This window comes from Sphingorhabdus buctiana, from assembly GCF_042680825.1.
In the GTDB taxonomy this organism is placed as follows: domain Bacteria; phylum Pseudomonadota; class Alphaproteobacteria; order Sphingomonadales; family Sphingomonadaceae; genus Sphingorhabdus_B; species Sphingorhabdus_B buctiana.
The window spans coordinates 71675-98383 of sequence record NZ_JBHUEL010000010.1; the positions used below are offsets into that span (position 1 = coordinate 71675).

25 protein-coding genes are annotated in these 26709 nt (G+C 59.1%); 11 read left to right on the forward strand and 14 right to left on the reverse strand.

What is annotated here, in order from left to right; translation table 11 throughout:
* Positions 1 to 139 precede the first annotated feature (139 nt).
* Entirely contained in the window at positions 140 to 862 is a 723-nt protein-coding gene (locus ACFSAG_RS10985) for a hypothetical protein (protein WP_381514648.1), read from the forward strand.
* 28 nt (positions 863 to 890) lie between these two features.
* On the opposite strand, the gene ACFSAG_RS10990 is transcribed toward ACFSAG_RS10985, so the two are convergent.
* Positions 891 to 1205 carry a DUF952 domain-containing protein gene (locus tag ACFSAG_RS10990; RefSeq protein ID WP_381514651.1) on the reverse strand — a complete coding sequence of 105 codons (315 nt, stop codon included), beginning with the start codon at positions 1203 to 1205 and terminating at the stop codon, positions 891 to 893.
* Positions 1202 to 1366, reverse strand: coding sequence for a hypothetical protein (locus ACFSAG_RS10995; RefSeq protein ID WP_374613331.1), 165 nt, complete (start codon positions 1364 to 1366; stop codon positions 1202 to 1204). Before ACFSAG_RS10995 ends, ACFSAG_RS10990 begins: the two co-directional genes overlap by 4 nt.
* 181 nt (positions 1367 to 1547) lie before the next feature.
* Between ACFSAG_RS10995 and ACFSAG_RS11000 the strand changes: the two genes are divergently transcribed.
* A complete protein-coding gene (locus tag ACFSAG_RS11000; protein WP_381514654.1) occupies positions 1548 to 1781 on the forward strand; it encodes an HNH endonuclease in 234 nt (77 codons plus the stop codon).
* Between the two features lie 201 nt (positions 1782 to 1982).
* Here ACFSAG_RS11000 and ACFSAG_RS11005 read toward each other — a convergent pair whose 3' ends face one another.
* The 3 genes from ACFSAG_RS11005 to ACFSAG_RS11015 all read right to left on the reverse strand — a co-directional run bounded on the left by ACFSAG_RS11005 (position 1983) and on the right by ACFSAG_RS11015 (position 6233).
* Complete coding sequence (locus tag ACFSAG_RS11005; RefSeq protein WP_381514657.1) at positions 1983 to 2720, reverse strand: hypothetical protein; 738 nt, start codon at positions 2718 to 2720, stop codon at positions 1983 to 1985.
* Between the two features lie 417 nt (positions 2721 to 3137).
* Complete coding sequence (locus ACFSAG_RS11010; protein ID WP_381514660.1) at positions 3138 to 4193, reverse strand: ribonucleotide-diphosphate reductase subunit beta; 1056 nt, start codon at positions 4191 to 4193, stop codon at positions 3138 to 3140.
* A 72-nt stretch (positions 4194 to 4265) separates the two neighbouring features.
* Positions 4266 to 6233 (reverse strand): ribonucleoside-diphosphate reductase subunit alpha, encoded by a 1968-nt coding sequence (locus tag ACFSAG_RS11015; RefSeq protein WP_381514662.1) that lies wholly within the window; start codon positions 6231 to 6233, stop codon positions 4266 to 4268.
* 621 nt (positions 6234 to 6854) lie between these two features.
* On the opposite strand from ACFSAG_RS11015, the gene ACFSAG_RS11020 reads away from it, so the two are divergent.
* The 4 genes from ACFSAG_RS11020 to ACFSAG_RS11035 all read left to right on the forward strand — a co-directional run bounded on the left by ACFSAG_RS11020 (position 6855) and on the right by ACFSAG_RS11035 (position 12394).
* Complete coding sequence (locus tag ACFSAG_RS11020) at positions 6855 to 7751, forward strand: acyl-CoA thioesterase (protein ID WP_381514664.1); 897 nt, start codon at positions 6855 to 6857, stop codon at positions 7749 to 7751.
* Between the two features lie 182 nt (positions 7752 to 7933).
* Entirely contained in the window at positions 7934 to 10081 is a 2148-nt protein-coding gene (locus ACFSAG_RS11025; protein WP_381514667.1) for a PA5441 family protein, read from the forward strand.
* Positions 10082 to 10121: 40 nt separating this feature from the next.
* A complete protein-coding gene (locus ACFSAG_RS11030; RefSeq protein WP_381514670.1) occupies positions 10122 to 10817 on the forward strand; it encodes a DUF3142 domain-containing protein in 696 nt (231 codons plus the stop codon).
* 56 nt (positions 10818 to 10873) lie between these two features.
* A complete protein-coding gene (locus tag ACFSAG_RS11035; protein WP_381514672.1) occupies positions 10874 to 12394 on the forward strand; it encodes a fumarate hydratase in 1521 nt (506 codons plus the stop codon).
* Positions 12395 to 12405: 11 nt separating this feature from the next.
* Here the strand turns inward: ACFSAG_RS11035 and ACFSAG_RS11040 are convergent, their stop codons facing one another.
* A complete protein-coding gene (locus ACFSAG_RS11040) occupies positions 12406 to 13233 on the reverse strand; it encodes an SDR family NAD(P)-dependent oxidoreductase (RefSeq protein ID WP_381514675.1) in 828 nt (275 codons plus the stop codon).
* A 79-nt stretch (positions 13234 to 13312) separates the two neighbouring features.
* Here ACFSAG_RS11040 and ACFSAG_RS11045 point away from each other — a divergent pair, with 79 nt between their 5' ends.
* A complete protein-coding gene (locus ACFSAG_RS11045) occupies positions 13313 to 14206 on the forward strand; it encodes an EamA family transporter (protein WP_381514678.1) in 894 nt (297 codons plus the stop codon).
* On the opposite strand, the gene ACFSAG_RS11050 is transcribed toward ACFSAG_RS11045, so the two are convergent.
* The 6 genes from ACFSAG_RS11050 to ACFSAG_RS11075 form a co-directional block, all read right to left on the reverse strand.
* Positions 14203 to 15126, reverse strand: coding sequence for a hypothetical protein (locus ACFSAG_RS11050; RefSeq protein ID WP_381514681.1), 924 nt, complete (start codon positions 15124 to 15126; stop codon positions 14203 to 14205). The two genes, ACFSAG_RS11045 and ACFSAG_RS11050, sit on opposite strands and share 4 nt — an antisense overlap.
* Positions 15127 to 15197: 71 nt before the next feature.
* On the reverse strand, positions 15198 to 15815 hold the full coding sequence (locus ACFSAG_RS11055; protein ID WP_381514684.1) for an FKBP-type peptidyl-prolyl cis-trans isomerase: 618 nt from the start codon (positions 15813 to 15815) through the stop codon (positions 15198 to 15200).
* A gap of 105 nt (positions 15816 to 15920) precedes the next feature.
* Complete coding sequence (rpsU, locus tag ACFSAG_RS11060) at positions 15921 to 16127, reverse strand: 30S ribosomal protein S21 (protein ID WP_374613308.1); 207 nt, start codon at positions 16125 to 16127, stop codon at positions 15921 to 15923.
* Positions 16128 to 16336: 209 nt separating this feature from the next.
* A complete protein-coding gene (locus ACFSAG_RS11065) occupies positions 16337 to 17938 on the reverse strand; it encodes a tetratricopeptide repeat-containing sulfotransferase family protein (RefSeq protein ID WP_381514688.1) in 1602 nt (533 codons plus the stop codon).
* Between the two features lie 11 nt (positions 17939 to 17949).
* Positions 17950 to 18735, reverse strand: a complete 786-nt coding sequence (locus tag ACFSAG_RS11070) for a hypothetical protein (RefSeq protein ID WP_381514690.1) — start codon at positions 18733 to 18735, stop codon at positions 17950 to 17952.
* An 84-nt stretch (positions 18736 to 18819) separates the two neighbouring features.
* On the reverse strand, positions 18820 to 21951 hold the full coding sequence (locus tag ACFSAG_RS11075; RefSeq protein ID WP_381514692.1) for a TonB-dependent receptor domain-containing protein: 3132 nt from the start codon (positions 21949 to 21951) through the stop codon (positions 18820 to 18822).
* Between the two features lie 314 nt (positions 21952 to 22265).
* Here ACFSAG_RS11075 and ACFSAG_RS11080 point away from each other — a divergent pair, with 314 nt between their 5' ends.
* Positions 22266 to 22808 (forward strand): (2Fe-2S)-binding protein, encoded by a 543-nt coding sequence (locus ACFSAG_RS11080; RefSeq protein WP_374613300.1) that lies wholly within the window; start codon positions 22266 to 22268, stop codon positions 22806 to 22808.
* A 2-nt stretch (positions 22809 to 22810) separates the two neighbouring features.
* Here ACFSAG_RS11080 and ACFSAG_RS11085 read toward each other — a convergent pair whose 3' ends face one another.
* Positions 22811 to 23263, reverse strand: coding sequence for a DUF3429 domain-containing protein (locus ACFSAG_RS11085; RefSeq protein WP_381514695.1), 453 nt, complete (start codon positions 23261 to 23263; stop codon positions 22811 to 22813).
* Between the two features lie 89 nt (positions 23264 to 23352).
* Here ACFSAG_RS11085 and ACFSAG_RS11090 point away from each other — a divergent pair, with 89 nt between their 5' ends.
* Genes ACFSAG_RS11090 through ACFSAG_RS11100 form a run of 3 tightly spaced genes read left to right on the forward strand, consistent with a single transcriptional unit; the run spans position 23353 to position 26554 of the window.
* Complete coding sequence (locus tag ACFSAG_RS11090) at positions 23353 to 24882, forward strand: cryptochrome/photolyase family protein (RefSeq protein WP_381514697.1); 1530 nt, start codon at positions 23353 to 23355, stop codon at positions 24880 to 24882.
* Positions 24882 to 25235 carry a thiol-disulfide oxidoreductase DCC family protein gene (locus tag ACFSAG_RS11095; RefSeq protein WP_381514700.1) on the forward strand — a complete coding sequence of 118 codons (354 nt, stop codon included), beginning with the start codon at positions 24882 to 24884 and terminating at the stop codon, positions 25233 to 25235. Before ACFSAG_RS11090 ends, ACFSAG_RS11095 begins: the two co-directional genes overlap by 1 nt.
* A complete protein-coding gene (locus ACFSAG_RS11100; RefSeq protein WP_381514702.1) occupies positions 25232 to 26554 on the forward strand; it encodes an ABC1 kinase family protein in 1323 nt (440 codons plus the stop codon). Before ACFSAG_RS11095 ends, ACFSAG_RS11100 begins: the two co-directional genes overlap by 4 nt.
* Here the strand turns inward: ACFSAG_RS11100 and ACFSAG_RS11105 are convergent.
* Positions 26551 to 26706 carry a DUF2256 domain-containing protein gene (locus ACFSAG_RS11105; RefSeq protein ID WP_381514705.1) on the reverse strand — a complete coding sequence of 52 codons (156 nt, stop codon included), beginning with the start codon at positions 26704 to 26706 and terminating at the stop codon, positions 26551 to 26553. The genes ACFSAG_RS11100 and ACFSAG_RS11105 overlap by 4 nt on opposite strands.
* Between the last annotated feature and the right edge of the window lie 3 nt (positions 26707 to 26709).

The following is a 26709-nucleotide window of genomic DNA, read 5'->3' on the forward strand; positions in this document are numbered from 1 at the left end:
TCGCGTCTTTGCGTGAAACGGGAAAAGGCGCTTCGCGCGACGGGACTTCCTCCGTCACCACACCATCCATCGATTTATACTCGATTGGCGGCTCGTCCTTTTCCTCAAAACCCGCAGAATCTTCAGAAAGTAGAAGCGAATGGCGCACCCTTTCGCGGCTTTCGCGGTCGCCGGGGGGCAGGGCCTTGTCAAAGAACATCTCCCACAGCTCTGCGCCGTTCAGCCCTTCGTCGATCATCTGCAGAAAGCAGTCAAAGCGCACCGCCACCGCGATTACCTCTGGCTGGGAAAGCGCCGGATTGACGCGGTCGAGCAGTGCGAGGGAGAGCTTTGTATTCTGCCGCGTATAGGTGGTGACGCCATCCTCACGCACCCAGCGTGCTTCCTCCCCCTTGATCGCGGCGGTCATCAGCCGGTCGGATATCACCCGCCGCGCGATGATCAGCGCCGCCTCCCACCCCAGGCTGAAGGCATAGCCGCGCGCGGTGCGGCGCAGCGAATAGCCGCCACCGACACCCATCCCCACAGATCGCGCCGCATCCTCGACAAGGCCATTGTCGGCCAGATGCGCAAGGAACGCCGCCTGCCTCCCCGCGCTCCACCCATCGGCGCGGCTTTCATAACGCAGATAGGCGGCGGCAGGCAGGCGGATATCGGGGTCTTGGGCTTGTTTCATGACGCTGGCCTTTCGTTCGAAAAAGCACAGGGCATAAGCCGCAGGAGTGCGTGTAGGACAGCACAGAATGACGCGCGCAGCAGCGCCATTTTCGTTTCACGCAAAGACGCAAAGGCGCAAAGCGAACACGCCACACCAAGGGTGACGTTTATACGGATATCTTCGCGCCTTCGTGCCTTCGCGTGAAATTTTTATGGGCGCTGCGCGCCGGCGATCAGCCCTGCTGCCGCACCCCCAGCACCGCCGCCATCGGCAGCGGGCCGTATATGTGGGGGAACAGGGCGTTGCCCCGTGAAACCTCCCACTTCACCGTCTCACCCAGTTGCGCCAGGTCCACCTCGGCAATCACCAGCCCGCTTTGCCCGGCGAAATGCTTGTCGAGCGTGCCCTGCAACTGGTCGCGGGTGGACAAGTGGATATAGCCATCGGCCAGATCGACCGGCGCGCTGTGGAACAGCCCATCAGCACGAAACTGCGTCCATTGGTCGGCGGTGAGGATTTTATAGGCGGTGGCGGGGTGGCCGGTCATGGCTTGGGCGTTTTGCCCTTCGCCTTGTGCGCGGCGATATCGGCATCGATCTGCGCGATCCGCACCCGTTCGGGCGAATCCTTGGGAAGCCCTTTGAGCCGCGCCGTCGCCCACAGGCTGCGGCGTTCGGATTCGAGTGCTTTGAGATAGAGATCAGCCATAGGCTGCGCCTAGCGGGTTATGGCGGTGGGGGATAGGGGGAAGCAGACTTTAGAGGGGATTTACCATTTGCTAACAGGACTTTGATTTATTGATCGAATGACAAGTAAAGCCGCATGGAAATACTTTCCTGGCCAGCATTGGTATTTTTTTCGAAAGAAGAAGGCCAGTAAGGTTGAAGCATTGCGTCAACGCGATGGCGACAATTGCTGGCTGTGCGGAAACAAGATGCGCTTTGGCGGTATTCCCAATATCGGAAAGGTCGCAACGGTCGAACATTTGCAGCCGCTATCGAAGGGCGGGACTTGGGCGATGGAAAATCTCGCGCTCTGCCATCTGGGCTGTAACCGGCATATGAGAGATTTCGACCGGGCGCATAAGGAAATGATGCGCGCAAGCAGGTGTCGGCCGAAATAGTTTTGCCGCTTGCCTGCTACAAGCGGGCCGTCAGGCGACCAGAGGTCAACGCGCGAAGGGGGCAGTTCCGGGCTGTGGTGGAAGAGCGAGCAAAGGCCTTTGCGTCTTGTCCGCCATTGGCGGGCATTAATTAGTTTGTGTCCTCGGAATTTTTCGGAGTTCCTCCACAGAACTCCCACAGCAATTCGACTTGGAGTTTGATTAACTTTTGACGCTAAACGCAAACCTAGATAGCGCCGTTCCAAATAAGGAAGGCAACTCTTTGATATCATTATATATAACTAACTGCTGTTGTTTCAAATCGAATGGAACATCGTCATAGGAACGAACCACCAGTAACACCGGTTTGCCGAGGGTTTGCGCGATACCCAGCTCATAAAATACGTTGGGGTTACGGCCATTGATATTCGCAACTATCAATCTACTCGACAAAATCTCCTTCAGAATATGCGGCAAAATTGGTCCATCTATACGAGTTTCATCTCCCCTGCGAACTCTTAAACCAATCTTTTGGCATTCATTTTGAACGATGTTATAAACCGCTGTTTGCGCCGAATTTAGTGGTGTCAGAACGAAAACAAAGTTTGGATCGATAGATATTTTTGTGGCGTCTATTCCCATTGATTTTAAAAATGAACTCCCAGATGGATCTATTCCTAAATGTTCTCCAGATAATGACGGTGATTTGTTTCTAATCGAATCTAGTAACAGGTGATTGAGTTCAGTCAGCCGCGACCCGTCTCTGTATATCTGCTCATGCAGCCTCTCAATTTCCCGCTCCAAAACTTTTCGGCTGTGGTCCAACTGTACTTGGTTGATTCTCGTTTCGTATACAGTCCGCCGAAATTGCGTAAATGTCAGGATTGCTCCCGAGAGCGCCGCGATAGTTGACGCAACGACAAGAGCGAAAGGCCAGCTCTCAAGGAGATTTTGGATCATAGCGCCAGTTCTCCATACGCACGAGTAGCTGCCGCTAGGCTAAACACAACCATCAAAAAATATGAAAGCATTATAGCTAGTACGTTCGCGACCTTGTTCTCATTGAGATTTAACTTCCTTGTTTCGATCAATCGGTAGCAAAAGAGATTATACAAAAGAACGAAAAAGCTAATCATCAAATACATAGCTACAAGCCGAGCATCTCTACTCGGAAGGTAAAGCGCGGCAACTAGAAGTGATCCACATGCAGCCGATAGGACAGTGGGCACTTCAGAAATAGCGACCATAACATCAATTTGGTCGAATTTACGATAGAAGCCGAATTTTATGGCGAACGATAGCAAAGCCAACATTATAGCTGACGTAACTACGCCATTTGCTTGAACAAGTAGAGTTAGCCAATCGAGGAACAAACTTCTACTCCGCAGCAACCCCCGCCTGCGCAAACATATCGGCCTCATCGCTCGCAGCCTCGGCTGCGCCATCATTGGCGACCTTTTTCTTGCGCTTGTCAAAGCTGTCCCAAACTTCGCCCCAATTGCCGCGTGTTGACGCCTTGCTGTATTCGGTCGCGCGGGTTTCGAAGAAGTTGGCATGCTCCACGCCGTTCAGCAGCGGGGCGAGCCAGGGGAGCGGGTGGTCTTCGACCATGTAGATCGGCTGCAGGCCCAGCTGGCCCAGGCGCCAATCGGCGATGTAGCGGATATAGCGCTTGATTTCCTTTGCCGTCATGCCGGGCACGGGGCCCATTTCAAAGGCGAGGTCGATGAAGCTGTCTTCCAGCCGCACGACCTTTTGGCAGCAATCGATAATGTCTTCCTTCACCGCCTTGGTCAGGCAGTCGCGTTCCTTGGTAAAGGCGTGGAACAGCTTGGTGATGCCTTCGCAGTGCAGGCTTTCATCGCGCACCGACCAGCTGACGATCTGCCCCATGCCCTTCATCTTGTTGAAGCGCGGGAAGTTCATCAGCATCGCGAAGCTGGCGAACAGCTGCACGCCTTCGGTGAAGCCGCCGAACATGGCGAGCGTGCGGGCGATATCCTCGTCATTATCGACGCCGAACTGGTGCATGTAATTGCACTTTTCGGCCATTTCCTCATATTCGAGGAACGCCGAATATTCGCTTTCGGGCATGCCGATGGTGTCGAGCAAGTGGCTGTACGCCGCGATGTGCACCGTTTCCATGTTCGAAAACGCGGTCAGCATCATCTTGATTTCGGTGGGCTTGAACACGCGGCCATATTTGTCGTGATAGCAATCCTGCACCTCGACATCGGCCTGGGTGAAGAAGCGGAAGATCTGCGTCAGCAGGTTGCGCTCATGCTCGCTGATCTTCTGCGCCCAGTCGCGGCAATCCTCCCCCAAGGGAACTTCCTCGGGCAGCCAGTGGATCTGCTGCTGGCGCTTCCAGAAATCATAGGCCCAGGGATATTCGAACGGCTTGTACGACTTGCGGGCTTCTAACAGGGACATTGCGCTTCTTCCTCGGTTCAATCTTGTGTCGCCCCTCCCGCGGTGGGGAGGGGGAAATCGGTCAGTGCTGCCTTATTGGCAGGCCAGGCATTCCTCATAATCGGTCTGCTCGCCGGCGCTGAGTTCGATCTTGGGTGCGTCGGCGGTGTTGTCCGCCTCCACCCCGCCGGCAAAGCCAGCACGCTGGATCGATTTCGAACGCAGGTAATAGAGCGACTTGATGCCCAGTTCCCATGCGCGGAAGTGGAGCATCAGCAGATCCCACTTCTCGACGTCCGCCGGGATGAACAGGTTCAGCGACTGCGCCTGGTCGATAAAGGGCGCGCGGTCACCGGCCAGTTCGAGCAGCCAGCGCTGGTCGATCTCGAACGACGTCTTGAACGCGTCCTTCTCCTCCGGGCTGAGGAAATCGAGATGCTGCACCGAACCGCCCTTTTCGAGGATCGAGTTCCAGATCGCGGTCGAATCCTTCGCCTTTTCCTGCAGCAGTTTCTCAAGATAGGGGTTCTTGACGATGAAGCTGCCCGAGAGCGTCTTGTGGGTATAGATGTTCGCCGGGATCGGCTCGATGCACGCGCTGGTGCCGCCGCAGATGATCGAAATCGACGCGGTGGGTGCGATCGCCATCTTGCAGCTGAAGCGTTCCATCACGCCGCGTTCCTCGGCATCGGGGCAGGCGCCGCGTTCGGTGGCGAGCACCATCGAAGCCTGGTCGGCCTGCGCGCGGATATGCTTGAAGATCTTCATGTTCCACGACTTCGCCATCGCCGACTCAAATCCGAGTCCGCGTGACTGCAGGAAGCTGTGGAAGCCCATCACGCCAAGGCCCACTGAACGTTCGCGGCTGGCGCTATAACGGGCGCGGGCCATCTCGTCCGGCGCACGATCGATGAAATCCTGCAGGACATTGTCGAGCATGCGCATCACATCCTCGATGAACATCTTGTCGCCGTTCCACTCATCCCATGTCTCAAGGTTGAGCGACGACAGGCAGCAGACCGCGGTACGATCACCACCCAGATGGTCACGGCCGGTGGGCAGGGTGATTTCGGCGCACAGGTTTGACGTCGAAACCTTGAGACCCAGCTCGCGGTGATGCTTGGGCATCGACCGGTTCACCGTGTCGCTGAAGATGATGTAGGGCTCACCAGTGGCGAGGCGGGTCTCGACCAGCTTCTGGAAGAGCGAGCGCGCATCGACGCTGCCACGCACGCTGCCATCCTTGGGGCTGACAAGGTTGAACTCGGTGCCGTCGCGCACCGCTTCCATGAACTCGTCCGAAAGCAGCACGCCATGGTGCAGGTTCAGCGCCTTGCGGTTGAAATCGCCCGAGGGTTTGCGGATTTCGAGGAACTCCTCAATCTCCGGGTGCGAGATGTCGAGATAGCAGGCGGCCGATCCGCGGCGCAGCGAACCCTGGCTGATGGCGAGGGTGAGGCTGTCCATCACGCGGACGAAGGGGATGATGCCGCTGGTCTTGCCGTTGAGGCCGACAGGCTCGCCGATGCCGCGCACGCTGCCCCAATAGGTACCGATGCCGCCGCCGCGCGAAGCGAGCCAGACATTCTCGTTCCAGGTATTGACGATGCCTTCCAGGCTGTCGTCGACCGAGTTCAGATAGCAGCTGATCGGCAGGCCACGTCCGGTGCCGCCATTCGACAGCACGGGCGTGGCGGGCATGAACCACAGCTTTGAGATATAGTCATAGAGCCGCTGGGCATGGTCCTGATCGTCGGCAAAGGCGTCTGCGACGCGCGCGAACAGATCCTGATAGCTTTCACCGGGGAGGAGGTAGCGATCCTTCAGCGTTTCCTTGCCGAATTCGGTCAGCAGGTCATCACGCGAGCTATCGGTGACGACATCGAACCGGCGCGCGGCCACGGCCTTCGAATCGGTGCCAGCCTTGGCCTTCGCCTCGGTGACTTCCTTTTCGGGCTTTGCCTTCTTTACCTGCGGGGTTTCGGTCTGTGTCTTTTCTGCTTCGAGCATGTCCGCCATATTGCCTTCTCCGGCCTCCCGGCCAGTATCTCTGAAATCCATGTGACTCTTTGCTCCCCTTATATGGGCTGGCCCTCACCCCGTTCGATTGCCAGCTCCGACTACCAAGACCCAAGAAACTTGTTCGCCTCTTGTTCGACTCGGGAAGCAAGCGCCCCCCTTAGCATTTTTGTGTCGCTACAGGGCCTTTTATTTGTGTTTTGCGCCGGTTTTTTCGGGCAAAATATCCCCACCGCAGAATTGCTCCTGCGGGATGAGACACAAATTGTAGGTATGCCCCCTGTGGCCAACCGCTATCTATAGTGCCTCAACCATTTTCAGACGCAAGAGGGTAAATGGTTAATTAAGGACTCGATTCGTCGCTTGCCTGATTCCATTCGTCGCAGCTTGATTGAGGTGCAGCGCAGCGACGCACGGACTTTCTAGGACTTGATTAGCGTGCAAGAGTTTTTCCAGCGAGGATCGCATTTTTTTTATCCACGATAAAAAATCGGTGGGGATAAATCGGCGATGCACTTGACTGACGCAGGTGCGTGGATTCGCATTCTCAGCGCACCCCGGCACACCGCTATATCCACCCCAAGCGGATCCATATTTGCGACAAGAAAGATTCGCGCCCGCAGACATTGCCTAAAGCCGCCCCACGCTGCTAACGCGCCCGTCATGTCTGGAAACGAAACGCAAAAGCACCCGCTCGTCACCGAGCTTGAACAGCTTCTTACCGTCCACCGCATGGGCGATGGCTGGTATCTCGGTATGCGAAAGCCGGGCGGCAAGGGCCGGGTCTTTGGCGGGCAGGTGATTGCACAGGCTCTCGCTGCGGCGCAGGATACCGTCGGCAGCGAGCGGATCGCGCATTCGCTGCACGCCTATTTCATGCGTGCGGGCGATGAAGATTATGAAATCACCTTCCGTGTCGAGCGCGACTTTGACGGCGGCACCTTTTCCACCCGCCGCATCATCGCGCTGCAAAAGGATCGCCCGATCCTCAACATGGCGGCATCGTTCCAGAAACTTGAAGAAGGGCTGCACCATCAGGAAGAAATGCCCGACGTTCCCCCGCCCGAGGAACTGAAGGACGAGGCGCAGCTGCGCGCCATGTTTGCCGACCAGGTGCCCGAAAAATTCCGCGACAATTTCGTGCGCGAACGCGCCTTTGAAAGCCGCCCTGTCGATGCGCGTGACTGGCTGGGCGGGGACAAGCGCCGCCCCGCGCGGCAGGATATCTGGTTCCGCCTGCGCGACCGCACGGTAGATGATCCCGCGGTTCACCGCGCGATGCTCGCCTATCAAAGCGACAGCTGGCTGCTCGGCACCTGCACATTGGCGCATGGCGTGACCTGGATGACGCCTGGCATGATGAGCGCCAGCCTGGACCATGCCGTCTGGCTGCACGGCGATTTCCGCGTCGATGATTGGCTGCTCTACAGCTGCGACAGCCCCTGGACGGGGCGCGGGCGCGGTTTCAATCGTGGTTCGATCTACACCCGCGACGGGCGGCTGGTGGCGACCTGCGCGCAGGAAGGCCTGATCCGCTTGCGCCCGCCCGCTGCGGAGTGAGTGGCGGGCGACGGAAACGCTCGCCAACCAATCAGTAAGGACCACTTCCGGTGCAGCAACCGTGCCTCGCAGTCAGTGGCATTTCAGGGCTTTGCCGATTTAAAATCAAGGCGTTGGTGCATCGCAGCAGTTGACGCGCGCACAAGGCTGCCCGAATAGTTGCAAGAGAGGAGCCCCGACTCATGCAACTTCGCTCGCTTGCCCTTGCTGCCCTTCTCGCCCCCCTTGCTCTTGCGGCGCCATTTGCAGTCAGCCCTGCTTATGCCAGCGCGGATTCAACCTGCTATCCGAAATGGAAAGTCCGCCAGACTGATATGAACGGGTGCAGCAGCACGGCCTTGCTGAGCCCGGGCAACGATACCCGCGTCAACCTGTTGATGCTGCTCCATGATCGGCATGGTTCGGTAGGGGTATCGAACATTCCCGATTATGACAGCTATTATAACGAACGCCGCCGCGGCGATGCACAGCCGTTCAACTTTCCCTATTTCGCGGCGAAGCTGGCACCCGGTCGCAAGGAAGAGGATGATTCCGCGCTGTTTGAGTCCGGCACCCGTTGCTTGTCCAACGATGCCGGCTCAGCGGCCTTTATCGCCGCTGTTGGATTGGCCAAGGGGTTGAGCGGAGAGGAACGCGCTGTGCTCGCCGCCGCACGCAGCGCGATGAAGCCGCAATGTTCGGGCGGAGAAACCAACCGGGCTTTGGCCGAAGTCGCGATCCGCAACGTCACCTCCAAAACCGGCAAGGCCTTTGCCGATTACCTGATTGCGGCCGCCGCATTTTATGATGGCGATTTTGCCGCTGCGCGTGCGGTTTTGATCGGCATTGGCAAGACCGACAATGACTGGCTGGCGCAGGCATCCGCCTATATGCTCGCGCGGGTAATCCTCAACCAGGCAACCGAAACTGCCTTTGGCGAATATGGCGACCTCAAAAAGGAAGGCGGCGACAGGTCTTTACTCGCTGCGGCTGAAAATGCCTTTCGTGGCTATCTGAAACGTTGGCCGGATGGTGCTTATGCAGCATCTGCACGCGGCCTGTTGCGCCGGGTTTATTGGCTATCGCAGGAACGGCAGAAGCTGCTTGGCGAATATATCGCGCAATTTGCCGAACGCGATGCCGGGCGGCGCAATATCTCGCTGGTTGATCTGGTGCAGGAACTCGACATCAAATTGTTCGGTGAACTGGGGCCCGATGACAGCAGCGATCCCGAATTGCTCGCGGTAATCGTGCTGCGCGAGATGCGCTATTATGACGAGGCAGAGCTCGGTGATCCCAATGATGGCCCGATCAGTCGCCAGTCGATCGAAGCATTACGCGGCCTCTACAAGGGCAGGGAAGATCTGTTCGATTACCTGCTCGCGGCGCATGCCTATTATGTCGACAACAATCCGGCAGAGGTGCTGCGCTTGATCCCGGCAGGCGAAACCGGAAACAGCTATGTTGGCTATAGCCGCCAATTGCTGCGTGCCGTTGCGCTTGATGCTGCCGGTGATGCAGGCGCGCGTGCAGCTTTGATCGCAGCGCTCAATGCCGGAAAGCTGCCTTTCCAAAGGGGAACGGCGGAGCTGGGACTTGCGCTGCACCTGGAACGCACCAAGGCCCTTGATCTTGTTTTTGCGGCTGGTTCGCCCGTTCGCGATCCTGACATTCGCGAGATATTGATCCGCTATGCCGCCGGGCCGTCTCTCTTGCGGGTGCGGTCTGCCGATCGTGGCGCACCTGCGGCGGAACGCAATGTCGCGCTCTATGCATTGCTCTACAAGCAATTGCTCCGCGGTCGCTATGCCGACTTCCTGAAAGACAGCGCATTGATTCCGCCCAATGCCAAGCGGATTGCCCCGGACGATTATGAAACACCGCGCTTCAGCGAAGTTGCTGTTTTCAACTGGGCAGGTTCGCAGCAATTTGCCTGCCCGTCGCTGCGCGCGGTTGCCTCTACGCTGGCTGCCAATCCGCGTGATCCGCGCGCGCAACTTTGCCTCGGCGAATTTGTTCGCACGAACGGCATGGATCCGGATTATTACGGCGTCACCGAATATCTTGATGAGCCGCGCGACAAGGATGAGTTGGGCGGTGCCTCCAACCCATTCCCGGGCACGCGCTTCTCGCGCCTCGATGCCTATAAGGCAATTATCGCCAATCCCGCAGCAGGGCCTGAAAACAGGGCCTATGCGCTGCACCGCGCGATCCGGTGCTATGCCCCCAGCGGCATCAATGGCTGTGATGAAACTGACCAGCCGGAATCGGTTCGCAAGGCTTGGTTCCAGCAGTTGAAACGGGAATTCCCGACTTCGCCCTGGTCGAAAAACCTGAACCTTTATTGGTAAAGCCTTGCCGCGCCTGCTGGCCTTGCCACGATTGTTGACCTTGACTGCGTTCTTCTTGCTCGCGGCCTGCGGGCAGCCGACGAACAGGCAGGTCGACGCCGCTGATTATTATGCTTTCTGGCTATGGGCCGGGGTTGATGCGCAACCGGCGCTCGATAATGCAAAGACCATCTATATCCTTGCTGCCGAAATCAAGGGCGGGCCGCAAGCTGGCTATGTCGCCCTGCGTCCGGCGGTGCCAAGGGTGCAGCATGCGCAGGTCTGGATCGTCTATCGCGTCGAAAGCCTCGCTTGGGATGAAAATGTCCTCCCGCGCATATTGCGCGACATTGAAAGCTGGCGGGCCAAAGGCAACCGGATCGCAGGTATCCAGATCGATTTTGACGCGGCGACGCGCGGGCTTCCCGGCTATGCAGGATTTCTGCGGCAGCTGCGCACCGACCTGCCCCCTGAAACGCGCCTCTCGGTAACCGGCCTGCTTGATTGGAGCAGCGGGGGCGATAGCCCGGCGCTCAATGCGTTGACCGGGACAGTCGATGAGGTGGTGCTGCAAACCTATCAGGGGCGGCAGACGATCCCCGGCTATCAGGCCTATCTGCGCCAGGTGGAGCGGGTGAAACTGCCCTTCAAAATCGGCCTTGTGCAGCATGGTGAATGGCACGCCCCGCCCGGCTTTGCGCGCAATCCGAACTTTCGTGGCTATGTGGTTTTCCTGCTGAATCCCGAGAGGTCTTGAACATCCGTGGCTGCGCGGTAAAGGCGGTGCTAACTGCCACCAACAGGGCCTGATCCATGACCGTCACGATCCGCGAAAACGACATCATCGAAAGCGTTGCCGACGCGCTGCAATATATCAGCTACTTCCACCCGATGGATTATATCCGCGCGCTAGGTGAGGCGTATGAGAAGGAGCAGGGCCCGGCCGCCAAGGATGCGATTGCGCAGATCCTGACCAACAGCCGCATGTGTGCAGAGGGGCATCGCCCGATCTGCCAGGATACCGGCATCGTCACCGTGATCGTCAAATGGGGCCAGCAATGCGTCCTCGACAGCCACCGAAGCTTGCAGGAAGTGATCGATGAAGGCGTGCGCCGCGCTTACCTTCACCCCGAAAACAAGCTGCGCGCCTCGATCCTAGCTGACCCTGCCTTCACCCGCGTCAACACGCGCGACAACACGCCGTCGGTGGTCCATCTCGAAATGGTGCCGGGCGACAAGGTGACTTTCGATGTCGCGGCCAAGGGCGGTGGCAGTGAAAACAAGACCAAGTTCAAGATGATGAACCCGTCCGACAGCATCGTCGACTGGGTGCTCGAAATGGTGCCGCAAATGGGCGCTGGTTGGTGCCCGCCGGGGATGCTCGGCATCGGTATTGGCGGCACCGCGGAAAAGGCGATGGTGCTCGCCAAGGAAAGCCTGATGGGCGCGATCGATATGGCGCAGCTCAAGGAACGTGGCCCGCAAAATGATATTGAGCGACTGCGCATCGAGATTTTCGACAAGGTCAACGCGCTCGGCATCGGCGCACAGGGGCTGGGCGGGCTTGCGACGATCCTCGACGTCAAGATTATGGATTATCCGACGCATGCGGCTTCAAAGCCTGTCGCGATGATACCCAATTGCGCCGCCACCCGCCACGCGCATTTCACGCTGAAGGGCGAGGGGCCGGTGTTCCTAGAGGCACCCAAGCTCGACGAATGGCCCAAGGTTGAATGGGTGCCTGACAGTGCGGCGAAGCGGGTGAACCTTGATGAACTGACCCCCGAAGTGGTTGCCGGCTGGAAGGCGGGCGACCGTTTGCTCCTCAACGGCAAGATGCTCACGGGCCGCGATGCCGCGCACAAGCGCATCGCAGACATGCTCGCCAAGGGCGAGGAGCTGCCCGTCAGCTTCAAAGGGCGGATGATCTATTATGTCGGCCCAGTCGACCCGGTGGGTGAGGAAATTGTCGGCCCCGCCGGCCCCACCACCGCGACGCGTATGGACAAGTTCATGGACATGATGCTCGAACAGGGCCTGCTCGGATGCGTCGGCAAGGCAGAGCGTGGCCCAGCAGCAACGCAGGCAATCGCCAAGCACAAGTCAGCCTATTTGATGGCGGTCGGCGGCGCAGCCTATCTCGTCGCCCGCGCGATCAAGGGCAGCAATGTCGTCGGCTTTGAAGACCTTGGCATGGAGGCGATTTACGAATTCGAGGTGCAGGACTTCCCCGTCACCGTGGCAGTCGATTCCACTGGCGAGAATGTCCACACCAGCGCGCCGCTTGTCTGGAAGAAGAAGATCGCTGAGGAAGGCTTGCTCGAAAGCGCCTGACGCCTGGCGTCTCAGCTTCCAGCCCGCTCCGCTGCCATCCGCTGGTAATAGAGCTGCACGTCAAACTCCTCGTCCCCTTCATAGCGCGGGGCGTAGGTGGCAAAGGCGGCTTCGAGTTCGTTGATCCGCGCGCGCATCCGCACGACATTATAGGCATGGCCGACCAGATAATATTCGCCCGCCTGCATCTGCGCGAAAATGGTGGCGGCGAAGCGATCGGCGTCCATCCCCATATGGCTTGATAAAGCGGTTGCCACCCAGCCGGGGATGATGACGCCAAGCTCGATTTGCGCGAGATCGGCCTTGCGCTGCACTTCGCGGCGCAGCACGTCCATCAGGCCGAATACCGCATGCTTTCCCGAAACATAAGCGCCGCCGCCGCTGGGCAGCGCATTGAACAGGGCATTTTCTGACGCAGTCGTGTAGATAGCGGCAGGCAGCCCGTCGGCGCGATAGCGTTTCCCGAACGCCTGGATGCCGTGCCAGACGCCCCAGAAATTGATTTCGTAAAGCGCGCGTGCCGCAGCCAGATCGGTATCGAATATGCCGCCGCGCGGGCCGCCGACCCCGGCATTGTTGACGATGATGTCACCGCGCCCGTTTTCCGCCCAGGCGAAGTCGGCAAGCGCCTCGACCGACTCGGCATCGGTGACATCACCGACCAGAAATTTGGCATCGATGCCTAGATTTTTGAGCCCGTCAACGGCTTCACCCAGTACATCCTCGCGCGGTTCGAACAGGATGATCCGCGCACCGGCCGCCCCCATCTGCTTGGCAAGGGCAAAGCCGATGCCCGTTGCGCCCCCGGTGATGACCGCTGTCTTGCCGGCAAACTGCATAAACCCTCGCCTCCTGTCATGAATGCCGAACTATGACAGCGTTGATGACGGATGCAAATATCGCGTCTAGGGCCTCGGCATGATCTGGCTTCCCGCCACCTTGCTCGCTGCCCTTTTCCAGGCATGGCGCACCGCGGTGCAGCAGCGGGTGCGCGCCGAGCTTTCGGTGAATGCGGCTGGGCTCGTGCGCTATCTGTACGGCCTGCCGGTCGGGATCCTGTTACTGGCACTGTATCTGGGATGGACGGGGAGCGCCCTTCCGGCTCTACATTTGCCCTTCATCGCTTTCTGCGCCGCAGCCGGTTTTGCGCAGATCATCGGTACCAACCTGTTGCTGATGGCCTTTGGCTATCGCAACTATGTGGCCGGCACCGCCTTTGCCAAGACCGAAGCGATGCAGGGCGCGTTGCTTGCCTTCCTGCTATTGGGCGAGACTTTGAGCTGGCTGACCATAAGCGGGATTGCGGTCGGCGTTGCGGGCGTGATGATCGTCGCTGCGGGCGGGCAACGTTTGCGGCTACCAGATATTGTGCAACCTGCCGCACTGTGTGGATTGGGGGCAGGGCTGGGTTTTACCATGACCTCGATATTCGTGAAGTCAGCGTCGCTCGAACTGGCGACGTCGGACAAGCTGCTGGCCGCGCTGGTGGCGCTGGTGGTGGTCCAAGGCTGGCAGACACTGATGCAGGGCAGCTATGTCGCGGTGCGCGAGCGTGAACAATTGCCGCGCGTCTTATCGACATGGCGCACATCGGGGCAGGTCGGGTTGCTTGCAGCGCTTGGTTCGGCCTGCTGGTTTACGGGATTTGCCACCGCACCTGTGGCGCTGGTGCGCGCGGTCGGGCAGGTCGAGGTGATCCTGACTTTGGGCTTCAGCCGTTTCTACCTGCGCGAGGCGCGCAAGCCCGGCGAGGCGCTGGGGCTATTGCTGGTAGGCGCGGGGGTCGTCCTTGCGCTTCTCGGCGGGATTTAATCGGCGAGAAAATCGAGTAGCGCCTGCTCATAGCTGTCGATGCCCGCGCGTTCGGCGATGTGCGCATCGAGCCAGCCCTTTTCAGGCGCGGTGACCGCTTCTGCAGCTTCAACTTCTGCATCGAGGTCGCGCGACGCAGCGGGTGCACGAAACAGGTCGGCAAGGCCGCCCTTCAAGTCGAGCTGGCCCATCCGCGCAAAGAAGCGCGCAATGCTGGGGGAACTGTTGCGCATGAAACCTTCAAGCTGCTGCGCCCGCTCGCGTGTCAGCGGGGCATAGGCCGAAAAGCCCTGCAGGTGGTTGGCGACGCCCTGCACAAAAAGCTTCTCCCATTCGGGGGCATTGTCGTTGCCAAGGCAGGCATCCTTGATGCGAAACAGCATGTCGGCCTCTTCGCGGCTGACCATGGCGGGGCCAAAACCGCCGGCAGCGAAAATCAGGCGGCGCAGCAACGCAGCTTCTGCAGCGGTAACGACATGCGGGGTCTTGTCGCCTTCGCGCGTGGGCCCTTCGCCCGAAATGATGATCTGTTCGATCTGCTCGAGTGCATAGAATTTGAGGACATTGGGCAGGTCGATCGCTTTTTCGGCGAGCTTGACCAGCAGTTCAAGTTCGCCCGCGCTATCGACACGGCCATCGCTGTCGATTTCCTCGACCACCCACAGCGCATTTTCTTCGCTGACATAGCCTTTGGGCTCGCTGCCATCGATGACATAATCGCACACCGCTTCGGTGAAAAAGGCGATCCATTCAGGGTCTTTCGACTTCGCCATCGCGTTCAATTCGAACAGCGCCTGCGCTTCGGCCTGCGTCAAAACGCCGTCGCTCCAGATTGCCTGGCGCAGCGCGAGTGTATCACGCGCCGTGATTTCGCCACCTGCACGGATGGCTGCGGCAAACTGATCGAACTGGAAAGTCATGTCATTCCCCTACGCAACTGCGAGGGGAACATAGGCAAAAGCGGTTAATTGCGGGTTACTTACCCCACCGCTTAGTTTTGCGGCGGGGGTCCACCTGCCGCTGCAGCTTCACCCGCGGCCTTTTGCATCTGTTCCTGCTGTTGCTGCATCGCCGCTTCAAACTGTTCGCGCGGCAGGAAATCCTGCAGTTCGACGTCGAAAATCAGCACGCTGCCACCAGGGATGCCCACTTCGCCGGTCTTGGGATCGGGAATGTCGTTGGGGCCATAGCCAAGCTCGGCCGGGATCCAGATCTTGTACTTGCCACCCTTTTGCATCAGCTTCAGCGCTTCGGTGAAGCCCGGGATGCCGCCCGATACCGGGAAGGGGCCCGAGGCCGGTTCCTGGAAAACCGTGCCATCGCGCAGCGTGCCGGTGATCGAAATCATTGCAACATCATTATCGGTAGGCGGGGTGCCTTCACCGCTGCGGATTGTCTGGATCTGCAAGCCGGATTTGGTGACGGTGACGCCATCCTGTTCGGCATTGTCCGACAGATATTGTTCGTTGCTGGCATATTCGCCACGAATGCTGCCCGTGCCCCACCAGGCGAGGCCTGCACCGGCAAGCGCCACGACTGCGATCCCTGCCCAGAATTTGGAAATCGAACCTTTTTTGATCGGCTGGATGGGAACGGTGGTTACGGACATGGTGGCACCTTTAATGGGACGTTGTTGCGGCCCTAATAACCAGTTGTGCAGATAAAAAAAGAGCGCCCGAAAGGACGCCCTCTTTTTTGCCTATGGCAAAGCCGATTAACGGTTGCCGTCGCGCTCTGCTGCCTTGCGCTCCATCTTGCGGGCGCGACGGATAGCGGCAGCCTTTTCGCGGGCGCGCTTTTCCGACGGCTTTTCGTAATGACGGCGCATCTTCATTTCGCGGTAGACGCCTTCACGCTGCAATTTCTTCTTCAGGGCCCGCAGCGCCTGGTCCACATTATTGTCGCGAACGATAATCTGCATAAAAAATCCAAACTCCAAACATTCTGGCCGCATCGAATCGGCCGAGATGGCAAAAAACCAGCCATTTCTGCGGCAAAAATGAAAACAGCCGCAACCAAGCTGCGGCCTAACGCACGCGCCCCTATAGCGAATTGGCCGAAAGTTCAAGTCGGAATCGCGCTTTTTCCGCCAAAGCCAGCGATTTTCCGCCCACGCAGTCCGTCATCTAACTAACCCAGCGTGCTCCATTCGCGTTCCGCAAGCACGCCCAATTTCGCACGCAGCGGTTCGAGCCACTGCGCATAGGGCTTCCAGGTATCCATCCCGTCGCGATTCAAGGGACGGCGGACCTGTTCGCTGCTCGGCGTGCGGACGACGCGATCGAGCTTGTGGAATTCGAGCACCGCCGGGTCCCATTCAAGCCCCAGATAAGAAAGCGCCGCACGCAATTCGGTCTCTGCATCCTCGATCAGCCGTTCATAAGCGATGTGGTGCACCATCGCCGGCGCGACGCGGCCGAGATGATCCATATAGCGCACATAATCGGCATAGCATTGGCCGATATCCTCGAGCGCGAAGGAGGATGCGTGCGCGGTGGAAAAGGATTGGGAGAAGTTCGAAAAGCAGCAATCCATCGGTGGGCGGCGGATATCGATAATCCGGGCATTGGGCAAAATCCGCTTGATAAACAGCGTATTGCTCCAATTGTGTGGCAGCTTGTCGACGAAGTAGGGGCGTTCGGTCTTGCGGTGCAATTGGGCACGGCGCAAATAATCACGGCCCATCGCGTTTGCCTGTTCATCAGGGATTGCAGCGATCAGCGCGGGAACGGTCACCTTGCCGCGGCGGGTCGCCATTTCCATCACCGACCGCAGGATCGCCGGAATATAGGGCAATTCGCCCACTGGCTCCAACGACGGATGGCTGCCCAGCATCTGCTCCAGCAAGGTCGATCCCGAACGGGGCAGGCTCACGATGAATACCGGCGTTGCTTGTTCTACCGATTCACGTTCGAGCCGCTGGATGAAGGCGGCATCGACCGTCCGGATCGTCTCGTCGACCTCGTCGGTCAGTTCCTGCGCCTGGTATCCGATGCTTTCGGCGCGCTGCTGGTTGCCGATCGAATAATGGTGGAACGCTTTGTCATAGAGTTTGCGGTCGTGATAGGCGCGGGCGAGTGCGAAATGGGTGGGCGCGCTGTTGCGAATGTCGATCGCGACATCGATCGCGCGTTGCATTTCGACGATATCCTCGTCGGTCAGCACCCGGCTCTTGATGCTGGCAAGGCCCCACCAGGCTTCGCCACATTCAAAATCGATTTCCGCAGCCTTGCGATAAGCGGCGACGGCCTCTTCCACCTGGCCTTCGGCGCGCAGGCTATGGCCATAGGCGATCCAGTAATGCGGCCGTTCGGGATGGCTTTCGACCAATTGCTTGCGGATATCCTTCGCCGCCTCGGTCTTTCCCATCTTGTCGAGGATGATGCCGAGCATCCCGCCAAAAACAGGATCACTGCTCTCTTGCCGCAGCATTGTGAACATCGCGCTCGCTTCGCCCAGTTTTTCCTGCTGGTTGAGCGTCGAGGCAAGGTTGCGGCGGGTATCAAGGTCGCGTGCGCCCTTTGCTATCGCCTTGCGCAGGAACAGTTCGGCCTGACCCAGTGCACCAAGCTGCATCGCAACCGTGCCAAGCAGCGACAGACCGCGTGGTTCATCGGGTTTTTGCCGCAAATGCGCCATTGCCCGCTGCGCCGCTTCCTCCAGTTTTCCAGCCTGCATCAGCTTTTCGGCTTGGGCGAGCAGGGGATAGGCGGAAATGGTGGTCTGGTTCATTACGGGTGACCCTAAGCGTAGCCGAGCAAGGTGCGCAAGCCCGGCGCCTGGTAATCAACCAGCGCTTTGTGCCGGGCGCTGAGCGTTTCGGGAAACTCGACTGATACGCCGGTCAATTGTTCGCGCGCGGTTCCGCTTTGCTTGCGGTCGGAACCGATAGCGACGCGATCGCGCCAGTCGCCTGGCCGTTCAATGCCGCACGCTTCGAACAGATTGGCGAAATAGGCCTCGGCTGCATCGCTGTCGATGATGCCAAGATTGTGAACAAGATCCTCATATTTCACGATAAATGTCTTGGTACCCAGCCATGCGGCGACATTGAGTTCGTATATGTCGTTGAGCGAGGGCGCTTTGCCCGGCAGGCCGAAAATCATCATGGTCAGCAGTTCGTCGACATCGAACTCACCCGATTTCAGATGATCGACATTGCCGCTGAACTGTTCGGAAAGGAAGAAGCGCGCGCGGGCGATTACCCAGTCATAGGGATCGCGATAAAGCAGGATGCGTCGCGTCGGCGCGGTTTCGATGACCGATGCGTCGGCCATGAAGAGATGGCCCCAGCTCATCATCGGACGTGCCGGATTAAAGGCGTGTTTGTGCTGCTGCAGGTTGGGCCACTGGATGAAGTCTGCCTTATACTGCTGCTCGACCGGCACGAACATGCGCAAAATGTTGCGAAGCAGGTGGCTGCCGCTTTTGGGAAGGCTGTTGAGAAATACCGGCTTGCGCAAGGGCGATTGCGCAAATTTGCGGTTTTCGTCGTCAAGCGTGTCAGGCTGAACCCAGACCTCTGGCATATAGCGACCAATCCAATCTGCACTGCATAAATAGAAACCGGGCGGCATGTTGCCATGCCGCCCGGTCTTTCCCAAGTGGGTTTATCAGAACTTCGCCGAAACGTTCAGGAACGCGCGGCGCCCGACGAACGAATATTGCGAAGCTGCAACAACCGGGCCGAGCGTCGAAATCTGACCACCGTTCAGCACCGAAACCCGGGGCGGGCGGGTGTCGAACAGGTTGCTCACACCAAGGGTGATGTCGAACCGGTCGTTGATTTCCTGCGTCAGCGAGATGTTGTGATAGAAGGTCGCCGGCGTCGTCAGCTTCGGGCAATAGAGGCCGCGCGTCAGCGAGTTGATGCACGGGTTGTTGCCGTTGCGGCGAAGGAAATCGCCGACATCCGAAGTACCACCGATGACATTGACGCCGTAGAACAGCGAGGTGCCGCCGCTGGGAGCATCCCAGATGAAGCGGAAGTCGCCAACCCATTTCGGCGAACCAGCCTCACCATTGGTCGAAACCAGCGGTGAAGTCGGCAGCAGGCGAACATTGTCCTTGATCTGCCAGGTCATGTCGGCACGCGCCGAGAATGTACCAAGCTTGCCAAAATCGTGACGGATATCGACAGCCACGTCGACGCCAGTGTTGCGCTGGGTCGAGATGTTGACGAATTTGTCACGAATGTTGGCGACGTTGAACGGCGCTGCGGTCTGGCCACGAGTGAACAGGTCGCAAAGCGGTTCGGTTGCGAAATTCTCCGAGTCATAGCAGCCGAACAGGATGTTCGCGCCGCCAAGCTGGGTGATTTCGCCCTCTACCTTGATGTCGAAATAGTCGACCGCGATGTTGATCCGCGTATCGGGCAGGAAGCCAAAGCGCGGGGTCAGGATCGTGCCGACAACCAAGGCTTCCGAGGTTTCCGATTCGAGTACACCGATACCGCCCGAGGCAGTAATGTTCGCCGAAACACCAGTACCGCTATGGTTGTTGGGAATACCGTCAGCGGCGCAGTTATCTGCGATACGCTGCGAGATATTGCCCAGAGCCAGATTGGTACCCCAGTTGATGCAGGGGTCGATACGACCCTGTGCAACCGAGCTGGTTTCATCGGCAAGGAACTGCTCGAACAGGGCAGGTGCACGATAGGAGGTGCCGAAGCTGGCGCGGAAGCGCAGCCAATCGTTCACCGCCCAGTTGGCGCCCAGCTTGTAGGTGAAGTTGCCCTTATCGCTGTCGCTGAAACCATCCGATGCGCGGGTTGCCTTGACGTTTGTGACGCGGCCGGCAGCCGAGAAGGTCAGCTCCTTAAAGAAGGCAGTGTCAGCCAGAACCGGAATGTTAAGTTCGCCGAAGGCTTCGAGCGTGTCGCTCTTGCCTGCGGTGATACCCGACGTCGAGGTACCCCAAGCATTGCCCGCGCGGGTGATTTCGCCCGGCGTGTCATTGATCTTGTCGCGGCGTCCGGTGACACCGGCTGCCATCGAGACCGGACCCGCAGGCAGGTCAAACAGCGAACCGGTGACGGTCGCTTCACCCGTCAGCTGGGTGTAGACAGTCTTGCCCTGTTCCCAATCGAACAGGAAGTCGATCTGCTGCTGCGACAGGTTGCCCGCGAGGAAGTTCGGGTCGGTCCAGGGGATGTCGATGCACTGCTTGCCCGAAATCGGGGTAACGGTGCCAACGCACGAGCTGAACTGGAAATAGCCAGTGTCATACGCATCCTGCAGGATCTGCTGCGAACGATAACGGCCATTGCTCTTGCTGTACTGGCCGTAGATTTCCCACTTCCAGTTGCCGGTGCCGCCGAAATCGCCACGAAGGCCGCCGACGCCACGATAGTAATCGACTTCCTGGCTGCTGTCTGACTGGTTGGTGATGCCGGTCGGGCTCAGCAGGTTGATACCCTGCCAGCCATCGGCCCAATAGTTGAAGTAGTTGCCAGCGCCGGTGCCGTAAAGGTCGCCGGTGTAGCCGAAGTTCCAGAACTGGCGCCAGCCATTCTGGTAGGTCTGACGGCGGTTAAACAGGAACTCACCGAACATTTCGATCGAATCGGTGATCTCGTAAGCACCGTCGATATAGGCTGTGTAGAGATCGGTTTCCGGAATGATCGTCTGTTCTTCGACGAAGGGGTGATAGCTGTTCTGAACAGCAAGCGATGCGGTGCTGTATCCGGTCGGGAACCAGCCAGCCGGTGCCGCAAAGTCACCAGCAAAAGCAGGGGCACCGAATGCCGGGATTCCCAGGGTTTCACCCGGATACTGGTATTGCATCAAAACGGTGGCACGGCCAGCCGACGAAGCAAGGCCCGAAGAGGTGTTGATGCCAGTGTTCGGACCGCCCGGGCCATCAAGGCGCATGTTGCCGATCAGGTTGTAGGTCCACACATGGCCCCAGCGCAGGTCTTCGCACTTGAACTGGCCGGTGCGCGGATCGACGAGGTCAGCGCGCGAGCCATCCTGGCGGAAGGTGTAGGCTTCGGGGCAGGCGAGGTAAGCGCGGTCACCACGGCTCAGCTCGTTGGTGTGCTTATAGTCGGCAGCGACCATGATGTGGCCGCGGTCGAACTTCTTGCCGTAGATGGCGCCGATGCGATATTCTTCGCCGCCGCTGTCGAACGGCATGGAGACGTTACCCGAAACGTAGAAACCATCCATGTCCTTCTTGGTCAGGATGTTGACCACGCCTGCGACCGCATCCGAACCGTAAACCGACGATGCACCGGTCTTCAGGATCTGCACATTTTCAGCGAGCGCTTGCGGCAGCACGTTGAGGTCGAACGAGGACACCGCACCGCGCGTACCAGCCGGGCCTGCACGGCGGCCGTTCAGCAGGACGAGCGTACGGTTCGGGCCAAGGCCGCGAAGGTCGATCGTCTGCGCGCCGGGGCCACCCGCGGTTACGAAGTTGGACGAGATGGCGGCGGTGATCTGCGTCGATCCCGATGCGATGGGCGAGCTTTGCAGCGTCGAGGCGAGATCGAACTTGCCTTCCTTGGCGGCAATCTCTGTCTCGATCACGGTTACCGGATCAGGGCTGCTGAAAGGTGTAACCGATTGGATGCGGGTGCCGGTTACGACGATGGCATCGCTTGTTTCTTCAGCCGCAGCGTCGTCTTCACCCTCGGCAGCATCCTGCGCAAAGGCAGGCGTCGAGAGCATGATCGCAAGTGCGGATACGCCAAGCAAGCCAAGCTTGCGACGCGCAGTATCGTTTGCAACGAATTTCTTCATGATTGTCCCCAGTTCATCGGTGAGGCTCGATAGCCCCCCTAATGGTTAGTCCCCGACCAGTTTGCGCTAGCAAGCCCATCAGAAATACTGTTTCGAGTAGTTTCAATATGTCCCGGCCTTGTCAACCGTTGCGGAGGCGGCAAAGCTTTCAAAATGGCCGATTTCCAGCGCTTTGGTGCACAATTGCCACAGTCGAGTTAAAGCCTGTTACATATTTCTCTCCGTTTTTGAAATATTCGTGCGCGCATTTGGCGGCGCGCGGATTTGTGAATGCGGTGGCGGCAATGCGATGAGGCTGCTAACGCGGCAATGTCATGACCAAGCTGACCGTCAACGACCGCCCGGTCGAATATCGCATGGATCCTGAAACCCCTTTGCTGTGGGCGCTGCGCGATGCATCCAACCTGACGGGGACGAAATTTGGCTGTGGGCAGGGCGATTGCGGCGCTTGCGTGGTCGACATTGACGGGGAGGCGCTGCGTTCCTGCCTTGTGACACTGGCTGAAGCCGAGGGCCGGTTTGTCACCACGATCGAAAAGCTTTCGATCGATCGCAGCCATCCGTTGCAACAGGCTTTTGTTGCGGCAGGGGCTGTGCAGTGCGGATTTTGCACGCCGGGCATGATCATGGCCGCCGCGGTGCTGCTGAAAAAGAATGCTAACCCGACCGATGCCGATATCGATGCGGCGATCACCAATATCTGCCGCTGCGGCGTTTATCCCCGGGTTCGTGATGCCATCCAGCGTGCGGCGCGGGTGATGCGCGGCGAGGCACGGCTTTCGGTCGCCCCGCCACCCGGGATCACCCCCGCAGATGCGGCAGCAGCGGTACCTGCCTTGCGCAACAAAAAGGATTGAGTTCAGGCCAGCGCCAGCAGCGCAGTCGTCAATCCGAGCCCAACGGATAGATGCACCCTCAGCCGCAGCCAGCCTTTCGGGAGTGCGATATGCCTGCCCAGCGCGCGATCGACGAGCGGCGATAGCAGCAGACCGAAAGCCAGCACCCAGAGCGATGGTTCCGGCCATTGCAGCCCCCATATCCACGGCAGATAAGTCGCCAGCGCGATCAGGCTGGGGAGGACGGCGACCGGATAGAGCCAGCGCGGCGGGTTCGCTGCGCTGAGGGCCAACCCCCACCAGGCCCCGCCGAGAAAGCTGAAGATGAAAGCAGCATAGCCATAGCCCCCGGCAATCGCGATCCATTTGAGCGTCGTGTCTTCTAACAGCATCGCCACGGCAATCGCCTGCGGCAGCAGGCCGGCATAGCCCAGCCACTTGGCAGCATCGGGAAGGGGGCGTGTGGTTCCAGTCATGCCATTCGCAATAGCCGCCCCTGGAGAAGCGAAAAACACGTCCATATGCCTGTAGTGCCGCTGCTGGTGCGAAGGGCTAGGGGCGCTGCATGGCGAATACGCTCATCCTGATTTTGGGAGACCAATTGACCCCTGAACTGCCGTCACTGCAGGGTGTGACGCCGGATAAAACCGTCGTGCTGATGGCCGAGGTTGTGGGCGAGGCAAGCTATGTTCGCCATCACAAAAAGAAGATTGCTTTTCTCTTTTCCGCAATGCGCCATTTCGCCGAAGAGTTGCGTTTGGCCGGCTGGCAGGTCGACTATGTTCAGCTGAATGATGCCGGGAATTGTGGCAGCCTTGCGGGCGAACTGCTCCGCGCTGCCGAGCGGCATGGTGCCGCCCATATCCGCGTGACCGAACCCGGCGAGTGGCGCGTGCTGCAAGGCTTGCAGGCGCTTGATACGGCCTTGGATATTGAGATCCTCCCCGACGACCGTTTCATCGCCAGCCATGCCGAGTTCAATAGCTGGGCCGAGGGGCGCAAGGCGCTGCGCATGGAGTATTTCTACCGCGAGATGCGCCGCAAGACCGGGCTGCTGATGGACGGCGAGCAACCGGAAGGCGGCCAGTGGAATTTCGACCATGACAACCGCAAGGCCGCGGAGCGCGATCTTTTGATGCCGCAACCGCTGCGCTTTGCCCCCGATGCGGTCACCCGCGAGGTGATTGATCTGGTCGAGGCACGTTTTGCCGACCATTTCGGGACGCTCGAACCCTTCTGGTTTGCCACCACCCGCGCCGATGCCAAGGCGGCATTCGCGTATTTCCTGAAGACCGCATTGCCGTATTTCGGCGATTACCAGGATGCGATGCTGGCGGGGGAGAAGTTCCTCTACCATGCCGTTGTTTCACTCTATCTCAATTGCGGCCTCCTCGATCCACTCGAAATGTGCCGCGCGGTCGAGGCCGAATATCGTGAAGGCCGCGTCCCCCTCAACGCGGCGGAAGGGTTCATCCGCCAGATCATCGGCTGGCGCGAATATGTGCGCGGCATCTATTGGCGCGAGGGGCCCGATTATGTCCACCGCAATGCCTTGAATGCCACCCGTCCACTCCCCGATTTCTACTGGAGCGCGGACACCAAAATGGCTTGCATCAAGGCCTGTGTCGAACAGACGCGAGAAGAGGCCTATGCCCACCATATCCAGCGGCTGATGGTCACCGGCAATTTTGCGCTGCTCGCGGGGGTCGATCCATTTGAGTTACACGAATGGTATCTCGCCGTTTATGCCGACGCCTATGAATGGGTTGAAGCACCCAATACGGTGGGGATGAGCCAGTTTGCCGATGGCGGGCTGCTCGCCTCCAAACCCTATGTGGCGAGCGGAGCCTATATCGACCGCATGTCGGATTATTGCGGCAGTTGCAGCTATAATGTGAAGGCGAAAGCAGGGCGAAAGGCTTGCCCGTTCAACTATCTTTATTGGGATTTCATCGCTCGTCATCATGATCGGCTGAAGGGCAATCCGCGCATGGCGCAGATGGTGCGCAACTATGATCGCTTCAGCGATGAGAGGAAGCGGGAGATTGCAGCCGATGCCGCTGATTTCCTCGCATCGCTGGTGGGATCAGCGTGATGGAGCAAGGCGAAAGACTGATCGTCTGGTTCGACGGCGGTTGCCCGCTGTGCCGTCGCGAAATTGCGCTTTACAGGCGGCTTGACCAAGGGCGGCGGATCGAATTTGTCGATCTGGCAAACAAGGATGCGGCCTGCCCGATCGACCGGGCGGAGATGCTCGCGCGCTTCCATGCGATGGAAAAGGGGCGGCTGCTTTCGGGCGCGGCTGCTTTTGCCGCGATGTGGCGGGCGATCCCTATTTTGCTGCCTTTTGGCATGATCGCCCAATTGCCCCTGGTCGATCGACTGCTCGAATGGGGCTATCGCCATTTCCTTCGTTTCCGGCCCCGTTTGCAAAGGTGGTTTGAATGAGCGATCAGCGATACCGCAAGGTTCCATCCGCCCGGCTTTCACGGCTTGCCTCGTTCGGGCAACTCGCTGGCGGGATAGCGGGCGGCGTGCTGGCAGAGGGCGCCCGCAAGCTGGCGAGCGGGGAGCGTCCGCGCCTTTCCGACCTGTTGTTGACCCCCGCCAATGCGACGCGTGTGACCGAGCAGCTATCAAAGCTGCGCGGGGCGGCGATGAAGCTGGGGCAGATGATCTCGATGGATGCGGGCGATGTCCTGCCGCCCGAACTGACCGACATTTTGGCGCGGCTTCGCGATGCCGCGCATTATATGCCGCCCGCGCAGCTCAACAAGGTGCTGATCGCCGAATGGGGGCCGGATTGGCGGCGGCGGTTCAAGCATTTTGAGGCGCGGCCGATTGCGGCGGCCTCGATCGGGCAGGTGCACCGTGCGACGCTACCCGACGGCACATTGCTGGCCATCAAGGTGCAATATCCGGGCGTTGCCGAAAGCATTGATGCCGATGTCGACAATGTCGCCAGCCTGCTGCGCATTTCCAACCTGTTGCCATCAACGCTCGACATCGCGTCCCTGCTCGCAGAGGCGAAGCGGCAATTGCACGAAGAGGCGGACTATGTGCGCGAGGCGGAGCAGATGCTGCGCTATCGCCAATTGCTGTCAGGCGAAGAGGCTTTCCTGATTCCTGCGCCCTACCCTGAATATTCGGGCAAACGGATATTGGCGATGGATTTTGTGCCCGGGCAGTCGATCGAGACGCTACAGTCGGAATCGCAAGCGGTGCGCGATCGCACCATGGGGGGCTTGCTCGATCTGGTGCTGCGCGAATTGTTCGAATTCGGCTTCATGCAGACCGACCCCAATTTCGCCAATTATCGCTGGCAGCCCGAAAGCGGGCGTATCGTGCTGCTCGATTTCGGTGCGGCGCGTGCGGTGCCGGAAAAGACGGTGGCTTCCTATCGCCGGCTGATGCTTGCAGGGTTGGCGCAGGATCATGATGCCCTGCGCGATGCCTTGATCGAAATCGGCTTCGTCTCGCCCGTCACGCTACAGCGCCACCGGCCCGCGCTTGACGGGATGATCGACATATTGATGGCGCATCTGGGCAGGCCCGGATTGTTCGATTTTGCCGACCGCAGCTTCGTCGATCGGGTGCGCGGTCATGCCGAAACGATCATCGCCGACAAGGCGGCATGGCATGTGCCGCCTGCCGATACGCTGTTTGTGCAAAGAAAGGTCAGCGGTACCGCATTGCTGGCAATAAGGATGCAGGCGCGGTTGCCGCTGCTCGAAATGGTCGCCGCCAAGGTTGGCGCGGGCGACTAGGCAGGTGCACGCGCCTTGCCCGAGCGGCAGCGATCCGAGCAATAGCGAACATTTTCCCAGTCACGCGCCCATTTCTTGCGCCAGGTGAAGGGCAGCCCGCACGCGGCGCAATTCTTGGTTGGCAGGTCCGATTTCTTGCGCATCTTGGGCATGGG